The 9,161-nt window shown below is 67.6% G+C and carries 5 protein-coding genes; 4 read left to right on the forward strand and 1 reads right to left on the reverse strand.

Annotation, left to right across the window (positions count from 1 at the left end):
• The first annotated feature begins 134 nt into the window (after positions 1–134).
• The 3 genes from IE294_RS35615 to IE294_RS35625 all read left to right on the forward strand — a co-directional run bounded on the left by IE294_RS35615 (position 135) and on the right by IE294_RS35625 (position 1,842).
• Positions 135–416: a type II toxin-antitoxin system Phd/YefM family antitoxin gene (locus IE294_RS35615; protein WP_189893111.1), complete on the forward strand. Its 282-nt coding sequence runs from the start codon at positions 135–137 to the stop codon at positions 414–416.
• Positions 413–667 carry a Txe/YoeB family addiction module toxin gene (locus IE294_RS35620; RefSeq protein ID WP_189893113.1) on the forward strand — a complete coding sequence of 85 codons (255 nt, stop codon included), beginning with the start codon at positions 413–415 and terminating at the stop codon, positions 665–667. The genes IE294_RS35615 and IE294_RS35620 overlap by 4 nt, the downstream gene beginning before the upstream one ends.
• Positions 668–825: 158 nt before the next feature.
• A complete protein-coding gene (locus tag IE294_RS35625; protein ID WP_189893115.1) occupies positions 826–1,842 on the forward strand; it encodes a hypothetical protein in 1,017 nt (338 codons plus the stop codon).
• 807 nt (positions 1,843–2,649) lie between these two features.
• Here IE294_RS35625 and IE294_RS35630 read toward each other — a convergent pair.
• The gene (locus tag IE294_RS35630) at positions 2,650–3,621 is read right to left on the reverse strand and encodes a serine/threonine-protein kinase (protein ID WP_189893117.1); all 972 of its coding nucleotides are present in this window, start codon (positions 3,619–3,621) and stop codon (positions 2,650–2,652) included.
• 245 nt (positions 3,622–3,866) lie between these two features.
• Here IE294_RS35630 and IE294_RS35635 point away from each other — a divergent pair, with 245 nt between their 5' ends.
• Complete coding sequence (locus IE294_RS35635) at positions 3,867–9,140, forward strand: DEAD/DEAH box helicase (RefSeq protein WP_189893119.1); 5,274 nt, start codon at positions 3,867–3,869, stop codon at positions 9,138–9,140.
• Positions 9,141–9,161: the final 21 nt, after the last annotated feature.

Raw genomic sequence — 9,161 nt, forward strand, 5'->3', positions numbered from 1 at the left:
AGGGGGGCACCCCCCGGAGCGGCTCCTTCTTCTTCTCCGTGCTGGAGCGGCGGATCGCCCGTCGGTCATCGCCCCTCCCCCGATGGTGCGAGAGTGGTACGTTATTGGGTACCACTTGATGGAGAGGTCGGGACATGTCTATAACTGCGAGTGAAGCCCGCAGGGAACTGTTTCCGCTGATCAAGAAGGTCAACGAGAACCACGAGGCCGTTGAGATCGTCTCGAAGCACGGCAACGCCGTACTCGTCTCTGCCGAGGACTATGCGGCGCTGCGCGAGGGCTCGTACCTGTTGCGCTCGCCGGCGAACGCCCGGCGGCTGCTCAAGGCATACGAGAACGCTTTGTCCCACATCAACGTGTCGGAGCGTGAGTTGATCGATCTGGGTCCGTCGGATGCTGGTGCGGGTGTCGGGTGAGGCTTGTCTTCGAGGATCAGGGCTGGGAGGACTACACGTCCTGGCTCAAGAACGACCGGAAGATGCTCGCTCGGATCAACAAGCTCATCGAAGATGTCAGGCGTGATCCCTTCACGGGCATCGGCAAGCCGGAGGCGCTGAAGTATCACCTGCCTGGGGCCTGGTCGCGACGGATCGACGACGAGCACCGCCTCGTCTATCTGGTGGCGGACAAGGAGATCGTCATCCTCGCTGCCCGGTACCACTACTGATCAGTGAGTGTCCGGTGTGCTGGGACGTCACTTCCATGATGGGATAACCCAATTCAAACCTCGCTTTTCGCAAGTGGGAACCCTGTGTTCGACGCACCGCTCGGCTGTGGCTGAGTTCCAGCTTTAACCTCTCGTGTGGCGAAATGGGGAGTCGCTGAATGGCTGATGTTACCTTTTTGAGTCAGGCCGAACCAGTTGATGAGTACGGTCGTGCTCTCTACGCGGTATCGCGATCAATTTTGAGGGCCCATTTTGATGAATTGTCGCAAGCAGACCTCGAAGACCTCAATTGTGATCGGGTGGAGGTAACATTTCGGCAGCTCGCTAAGCTCGCTCGCCTCCACCGCGACAAGGGATCGCGCGGAGATGGGTTTGAGTGGGCCGTTCACGAGGCGATTGTCGGCGGCGAACCACGCGTTACCGATCTGGTTAGCGAAGCGCTCAGGAAGGTGAGTCCTAGGGCATTCGCCGACTTGGACAGACCGACGTCCCTGATGTTCGGGCACGAGCGTGCTCGCCATCTCGGGTTCACTGAGGCCGTTGTCAACAATGCGAGTGGCGATGCGGTGTTGTTGCCTGACGGGTCGGGTCGGCCGTTCGCATTTGGATCCTGGGTGCCGATCGCTGCTCGCGGTGTCGCCGCCGAACCGGATCTGCGGGAACGGATCAAGAAGGTGTGGAAGACCGACCTGTTCCTGAGCAGTACGGAGAAGGCGCGGTTTGCCGCCGCGACTATCAAGAGTAATTGGCATCAACTCGAAGATGGCAAGGGGCTCCGAGTGGCAATTGTTCCGCAGGCCCTGGACCTTTCGGCGGGGTATCAGAGGTGGAAAAGTCTCCATCTGATTGCACTGCCAGACCCGGACGGCTTCATGGGCTTGTTCAACGATGCGTATGAGGCAGTTGCTGAAGCGATTCTGACGGTTGGCAGGCATGATCGCGCCCCCTATTATTATAAGCCGAGCGCGAAGGCCCAGAAGATCCAGGCGCAACTGGAGAAGTATGGGAAGGTGAAGGTGGTCGACATACTTGACGCCCTGAACGAAGCGGCGCAGCAGAATCTGATCAGTGTTGATCGAAAGCTCATGTCGGTGGAAGCTCCGACATGGCTCAATATCAATGAAAAGCGCACGCCCATTATCGCGCCAAGGCCGGCGTTTGAGAAGCTCGACTGATCGCGGAGGTGGTGAAGGTATTGTCCGGTCGATGGTCTCGAAGTCGATTCTGACCTCATCCAGTGGTGCGTCGGTCTGGCCTTTATTGCCTTCATTGGCAGGAAGCTGAACCTCCCGCGTCGCCAGGGAGATCCGCCAGCTGGGGGTGTGCTTACGCTCGGAAGGCGGTCCGGTACTCACTCACCGCCTACCAGCGTCTCCCTCAGGATGCCCTCGATCGGTTGGTGGTGGGCAGATTCTTTGTCGCGATCGCGGTCGCGCGTGCTGGATGTGCTGGGTGACCGGGTCCATGAGCGGCCCTGGAGCGTAATGGCGGGCGCGGGCCTTGCCAGGGGGACGAGCCATCCGCGGGTGACGAGCTCTCGGATGTCGCGGATGGCTTGCTGGTCGCTGGGTCGGCGCGGCGGACCTCCGCGTCCGAGAACGCGGGCAGCAGGGCGTAGGCGACCCGTTCGTCCAAGCCGGTTGCCCAGACGCCTTCGACCAGGCGGGTCCAAGCTCGCGACCTCACGTCGAAACGGCGCTGGGCCTGCTGGCCTGGCGTTGCTGGGCGGTCAGGCACAACCGGATCCAGTGCCGGGTGTCCCGCTCCGGCCTCCAGCGTGGGCCCCCACGTCCTCCAGAGCCTGGCAGTAGGCGTACGTGTTCTGACCCCTGCCGAGCCACTCCTCGATGGAGAAGAAAACGGGGCGGCATCAGAGCCTCGCGGCGCGCGACGGCACGGCAACCACTCAGGGAAGGTCGCAGTCCTCCCTCTCTGGGTGGGGAGCGTGTCCATCGCGCGGCAGGCGCGGGCAGGAGAACCTCTCAGCTCGGCTGGCCCGGCCGCGGCCTCCTCGCCCAGGAGCGGACCGGACGCGCTTCCGGCCCCATCGGGTGCCGGAAGGGGCGCAGTGGATCGACCTCGGCCCAAGGGGTGAGCGCGGTCGCCGGGTCGCCGCGTTCGGGGAGCCAGGGGGCGAGCCGTCGCCAGACCTCGCCGGCGTGGGGCGGGCGGTCGTCCGGTGTCTTGGCGAGAAGTTCGAGTACGAGGGCTTCCAGGCCCTCGGGGGCATCGGGGCGCAGGTCGCGCAGGGGGATCGGCGGGTGGTCGAGGATCAGGCCGGGGAGCATGAGTTCCGAGCGGTGCTCGAAGACGGGCTCGCCGGTGAGCATCTTGTGGAGCAGGCAGCCGAGCGCGTACAGGTCGGTGCGCTGGTCGATCGGTTTGCCCAGAATCTGTTCGGGCGCCATGCACTCCAGGCTGCCCGGCCGCTCGCCTGTGGTGGTGAGCCTGGCGGTGCCGGGTTCGAGGAAGGCGGCGACACCGAAGTCGAGGACTTTGACCACGCCATCGGTACGGATGATGACGTTACGGCCCTTGAGATCTCGGTGGACGACGTCACGAACGTGCACGGAGGCGAGGACCGAGGCGATCTGCACCCCGATCGAAGCTGCCTCCTCGATGCTCAGCTGCTCCTGTTCGGCGATCCGGTCCTCAAGGTCGATGCCGGTCACGTACTGCATGACCAGGAACCGTGTGCCCCGTTCCTCGCCGAGGTCGTAGACGGTTGCGATGCCGGTGTGGTCGAGGCGTGCGGCGGCGCGGGCCTCGCGCCGGAAGCGCTCGGCGTCCCTTGTGCGCTGGTCCTGCGTCAGGCCCGGGGGCGTGTTCATGGTCTTGAGTGCGACATCGCGGCCGAGGTGTTCGTCGTGGGCGAGCCAGACGACTCCCATGCCACCGGATCCGATCTCTCGCTTGATCCGGTAGCGCTTGGCGATCACAGGTCCGATGTCCATGTGCGGGGCGACTCCGTCCGCGTCCGTCTCCGTGTCCCGACGCGTCCGCCGGGCGGGCGCCTCACACAGAGTGTGGCATGAGCACGTTGGTTTCGTGAACTCATCTACTGGAGATAATTATCCATTGACTGAGTTCACAATCACGTGCTCTGATGTGCGACGTACGATCAAGGGGAGTGTGGCGCACCGCGGCCGACGGGTGGCTACCGTTGCTCCGGACCGCCTCGGGAACAAGTGGGGAACACGTGGACGTCTTCAAGGTGCACCAGCGGCTCATCCAGGACTACAAGGAGTACACGTCCGGGTCGGTGGTGATCGACGACCGGCGTATCGACGCCAAGGTATCGAAGTCGCTCGCCGACGGAGACCAATGGCCCGACCCCTACCTCTCCCTCAACCCGAGCTTCGCGCCCGGCGGTTCGGTCGAGGATCTCGCGCGGCCGGAAGGATTGCTCCACCCGGCGTGTGCGGACATCTTCCGGACGGGCAAAGACGAGCGGGGCGCCACCGTTCGCCCGATCCACTTCCACCGGCACCAGCTGGAGGCGATCAAGGCGGCCGACTCGGGGGAGTCGTACGTCTTGACCACCGGCACCGGCTCCGGCAAGAGCCTCGGCTACATCGTGCCGATCGTCCACCGCGTGCTCCGCGAGAAGGAGGCCGGCGCCGCGCCCGGCATCAAGGCGATCATCGTCTACCCCATGAACGCCCTCGCCAACAGCCAGGAGCGGGAGCTGGCGAAGTTCCTCACCGCCGGGTACGGCGAGGGGAACGAGCCGGTCACCTATGCCCGCTACACCGGTCAGGAGAAGGAGGACGAGAAGGAGGCCATCCGCGAGGCCAAGCCCGACATCCTGCTCACCAACTACGTGATGCTGGAGCTGATGCTCACCCGGCCCAAGGAGCGCGAGAAGCTCATCGGGGCGGCCAAGGGGCTGCGCTTCCTCGTCCTCGACGAGCTGCACACCTACCGGGGGCGGCAGGGCGCCGACGTCGCCGTGCTGGTGCGGCGCGTACGCGAGGCATGCGAGTCACCCGGCCTGCAGTGCGTGGGTACGTCCGCGACGATGGCCACCGGCGGCACACCCGCCGCGCGCCGCCGTGAGGTCGCCCGGGTCGCCTCCACCCTCTTCGACACGGAGATCTCCCCGGAGCGGGTCGTAGGCGAGACCCTGGTGCGGGCGACCGGGGACGCCGCGCCAACGCCGTCCGAACTCGCGACGCGGGTACGGGAGAACAACCCGCCGGCCGAGTACGGGCGGCTGGCCGCAGATCCGCTGGCCCGCTGGATTGAGACCACCTTCGGCCTGGTGGAGGCCGAGGACGAGGACGGCAGCAAGCTCCTGGTCCGCGCCGAACCGGTCACCGTGGAGGCCGCCGCTCTGCGCCTGCGCTCCGAGGCGTTCGGCATCGAGGAGACCGATCCGGAGAAGCGCTGGTACGAGGCGTGCGCGGAGGCCATCCGCGCCACGCTCCAGGCCGGGGCGGCCGTCCGCAGCGAGGAAGGCGGCCGTCCGCTGTTCGCCTTCAGGCTGCACCAGTTCCTGTCCAAGGGCGGATCCGTCTACGTCTCCCTGGAGGGAGAGGTCGACCGCCACATCACCCGCACCTACCAGCAGCGCGTCCCGAACGCCCCCGAGAAGCTGCTGCTGCCGCTGTCCTTCTGCCGCGAATGCGGCCAGGAATACCTGATGGTCGCCCGCGATCAGGGCGGCGACGGCAGTATCGCCTTCCGTACGCGCGAGGACGAGGACGACGAGCAGGGGTATCTGTACATCTCGGCCGCCAACCCGTGGCCGGAACAGGTCGGCGACGCCATCGAGCAGCGGCGCTTCCCCGACAGCTGGCTCACCTTCGACGAGCGCAAGGGTGCCCCGGTGCTCACCGCGAGCCGCAGGAAGCGGGCGCCGCAGCCGGTGTGGGTGCGCCCGGACGGCACCGCCGGAGGAAAGGCGAACGGGGGGGTCTACGCGGCGTATCTGCCGGCCCCGTTCCTGTTCTGCCTGGAGTGCGGTGTCGGATACGAGCAGGTCAAGGAGCGGGATTTCGCCAAGCTGATGACCCTCGACCAGGAGGGCCGTTCGACGGCCACCTCCGTCATCAGTGCCTCGATCGTGCGTCACCTCAAGAGCATCCCCGAGGGCGAACTCAAGTCGGACGCACGGAAGTTGCTCACCTTCGTCGACAACCGGCAGGACGCGAGCCTGCAGTCGGGGCACTTCAACGACTTCGTCATGGTGACGCAGCTGCGCGGCGCCCTCTACCGGGCCATGGTCGCGGCCGGCGGCAAGGGGCTGCGCTGGAAGCGGCTCGGCGAAGAGGTGGTGGCGGCGATGGGGCTCTCCCCGCACGAGTACGCCGCCAAGCCCACCGAGATCGAGGAGCTGGCCGAGAGCACGCTGGAAGCGCTGGCGGCGATCGCCGAGTACCGCCTCTTCCTCGATCTGGAACGCGGCTGGCGCGTCACCATGCCCAACCTGGAGCAGACCGGGCTGCTCGGCCTGGAGTACGCGGGCCTGGAGGCGGTCGCCGGCCAGGAGGACCGGTGGCGGGAGACCGCGGGCCCGCTGCGCACGGCCACCCCCGAGGTACGCCATCGGCTCTCCACGGTCCTCATGGACGAGCTGCGTCGCCAGCGCGCCGTGGACACGCCCTACTTCACCGAGGCCAAGTTCGCCGAACTGCGCAAGGAGTCGGCCAGGCTGAACGACGCGTGGGGGATCGCCGACACGGAGGCGGCGCCGCCTCCGGCCGGTGTCGCCGTCGCCCGAGCCGGACGCCCGGGCCGTACCGGGCGCGGTCGCAGCGAGCTGAACCTCACCGGCCGTGGCGCGTTCGGCCGCCACGTCCGCAAGAGCGGCACCTTCCCTGACTGGGGACAGGGACTGTCCCTGGACGAGGCCCAGGATGTCATCCGCGACCTGCTCCGGGTCCTGGCCGACGGCGGGGTCCTGACCGAGGTCTCCCAGGGGCGGGGCGAGGAGCCCGGCTACCGGATCAACCACACGGTCATCCGCTGGCACGCCCGTGACGACGACCACGGCGCCGTGGACCGGCTGCGCCGCACCTACCGCGACGAGCGCGGCCCCCGCGTCAACGCCTTCTTCAAGCGGCTCTACCAGGACATCGCCGTCACCTTCGCCGGTCTGCACGCCGCCGAGCACACCGCGCAGGTCCACCCCGACGTCCGCCAGGAACGCGAGGACCTGTTCGGCGAGGGCACCCGGCTCCCCCTCCTGTACTGCTCGCCGACGATGGAACTCGGCGTCGACATCAAGAGCCTGAACGCGGTCAACCTGCGCAACGTGCCGCCGACTCCCGCCAACTACGCGCAGCGCTCGGGCCGCGCCGGCCGCAGTGGGCAGCCCGCGCTCGTCACCACGTACTGCGCGACCGGCAACAGCCACGACCAGTACTACTTCGCCCGGCGCGCACAGATGGTGTCCGGTGCCGTCGCCCCGCCCCGGCTCGACCTTGCCAACGAGGACCTGCTCGCCTCCCACGTGCACGCGATCTGGCTCGCCGAGACCCGGCTCGATCTCGGCAGCAGCATGGCCAGGCTGATCGAGTCCGACGGTGACCACCCCTCGCTGGAACTGGCGTCGTCGGTGGCCGGAGCCATCGACGAGCCGGCTGCCCGGCGGCGCGCCCTGGCGCGGGCCCGTACCGTCCTGGACGGCTGTGGCGACCTGCTGCGTGGCACGTCCTGGTGGCACGAGCGGTGGCTGGAGCAGACCGTCGAGGCCGCACCGGGCAGCTTCCGCAGGGCCTGCGAACGCTGGCGAAACCTCTTCAGGCGGGCCCTCGAAGAGCGTGAGATCCAGCACCGCAACATTCTCAACCGCACCACCACGGGCCGCTCCAAGGACCAGGCCAAGCGCCGCCGCGCCCAGGCCGAGAGCCAGCTCGCGCTGCTGCGCAACGAGCAGGGCGGCGAGCGGACCGTGATGTCGGACTTCTTCCCGTACCGCTACTTCGCCTCCGAGGGGTTCCTGCCGGGCTACTCCTTCCCCCGGTTGCCGCTCGCCGCCTACATCCCGGGTACCGGCCGTACCAGCCGCGGCGGCTACGACGGCGACTATCTCCAGCGCTCCAGGTTCATCGCGATCCGGGAGTTCGGGCCCGGCGCGCTGATCTACCACGAGGGCAGCCGTTACAAGGTGGACCGGGTGCAGCTGCCGCCGGACACCGCGGGCGAGCTGACCACCGAGAGCGCGAAGGTCTGCGGGCGCTGCGGCTATCTGTCCCCGGAGGAGCAGCGCGAGGACGTCTGCGGAGGCTGCGGCAGCGGCCTCGGTGACGCGCGGACCGGTCTGCTGCACCTGCACACCGTCTTCACGCACCGTCGCGACCGGATCTCCTCCGATGAGGAGGAACGTCAGCGCACCGGCTACAAGGTGGAGATCTCCTACCGCTTCAAGAAGCACGAGGACGGCCGCGACGGATCACTGCGGGCCATGGCACAGACCGCGTCCGGCCGCGCCCTCGCCGAGCTGGCGTACGGCGACAGCGCCACCGTCCGGCTCACCAACCTCGGCTACCGCCGTTCCGTCGCCAAGGGCGAGATCGGCTTCTGGATGGACCCGGTGACGGGCGAGTGGCTCGCGGGCGGCGCGGCCAAGAAGGGCGGCCGGGAGACCCCCCAGGAGCAGGAGGGGCTCGCGGACGCCGAGAAGGCGAACCGCAAGATGCCGGTGATCCCGTATGTCCAGGACACCCGGAACATCCTCGTCCTTCAGTTGGCCGAGCCGGTCGACCGGGACACCGCCGTCACCCTCCAGTACGCGCTGGAGCGTGGCATCGAGGCGGAGTTTCAGCTGGAGGACGCCGAACTCGACACCGAGGAGCTGCCGCCGTACGACGGGCCGCGTGAGAGGCTGCTGTTCATCGAGAGCGCCGAGGGCGGCGCGGGTGTCCTCCGGCGTCTGCAGGCCGAGCCCGACGCTCTGGCCCGCGCCGCGCGCAAGGCCCTGGAGATCGCCCACTTCGACCAGCTGGGCCGGGACCGGGGAGACGAGAAGAGCAACGGCGACTCGTGCGAGAAGGGTTGCTACGACTGTCTGCTCTCCTTCGGAAACCAGCGCCACCACCGCGTCATCGACCGGCAGCTGGTACGCGGACTCCTGGAAGCCTTCGCGGACGGCACCGTCGGCGCCAGCACGCCGGGCCGCTCGCGTGACGAGCACGCCGACGCGCTGCGGCAGGGGGCCGACTCCAGCCTGGAGGAGCGCTTCGTCGAATACCTGAGGTCGCACGGACACCGGCTCCCGGACCACCAGCAGATCACGGTGCGCGAGGCCCTGTCCAAGCCGGACTTCGTGTACGACACCGGCTTCGGCCCGATCGCGGTCTTCGTCGACGGCCCGCACCACGACCACGACGACATCGTGCTGCGCGACGAGGAGGCGGAGGAACGGCTGAAGGACTTCGGCTGGGAAGTGGTCCGCGTCCGCTACGACGACGACTGGGCGAAGAAGGTCGCCGAGTACCCTCAGGTGTTCGGCGAACCCCGCGGCTGACCTGCTTCTCCAGACAGATCG

Origin of the sequence: Streptomyces canarius (genome assembly GCF_014650735.1) — a bacterium.
Lineage (GTDB): Bacteria > Actinomycetota > Actinomycetes > Streptomycetales > Streptomycetaceae > Streptomyces > Streptomyces olivaceoviridis.

Excerpts from the sequence above, each read along its gene's own strand:
- IE294_RS35625 (WP_189893115.1), top strand. The coding sequence starts at position 826 with ATGGCTGATGTTACCTTTTTGAGTCAGGCCGAACCAGTTGATGAGTAC.
- IE294_RS35615 (WP_189893111.1), top strand. The coding sequence starts at position 135 with ATGTCTATAACTGCGAGTGAAGCCCGCAGGGAACTGTTTCCGCTGATC.
- IE294_RS35630 (WP_189893117.1), bottom strand. The coding sequence starts at position 3,621 with ATGGACATCGGACCTGTGATCGCCAAGCGCTACCGGATCAAGCGAGAG.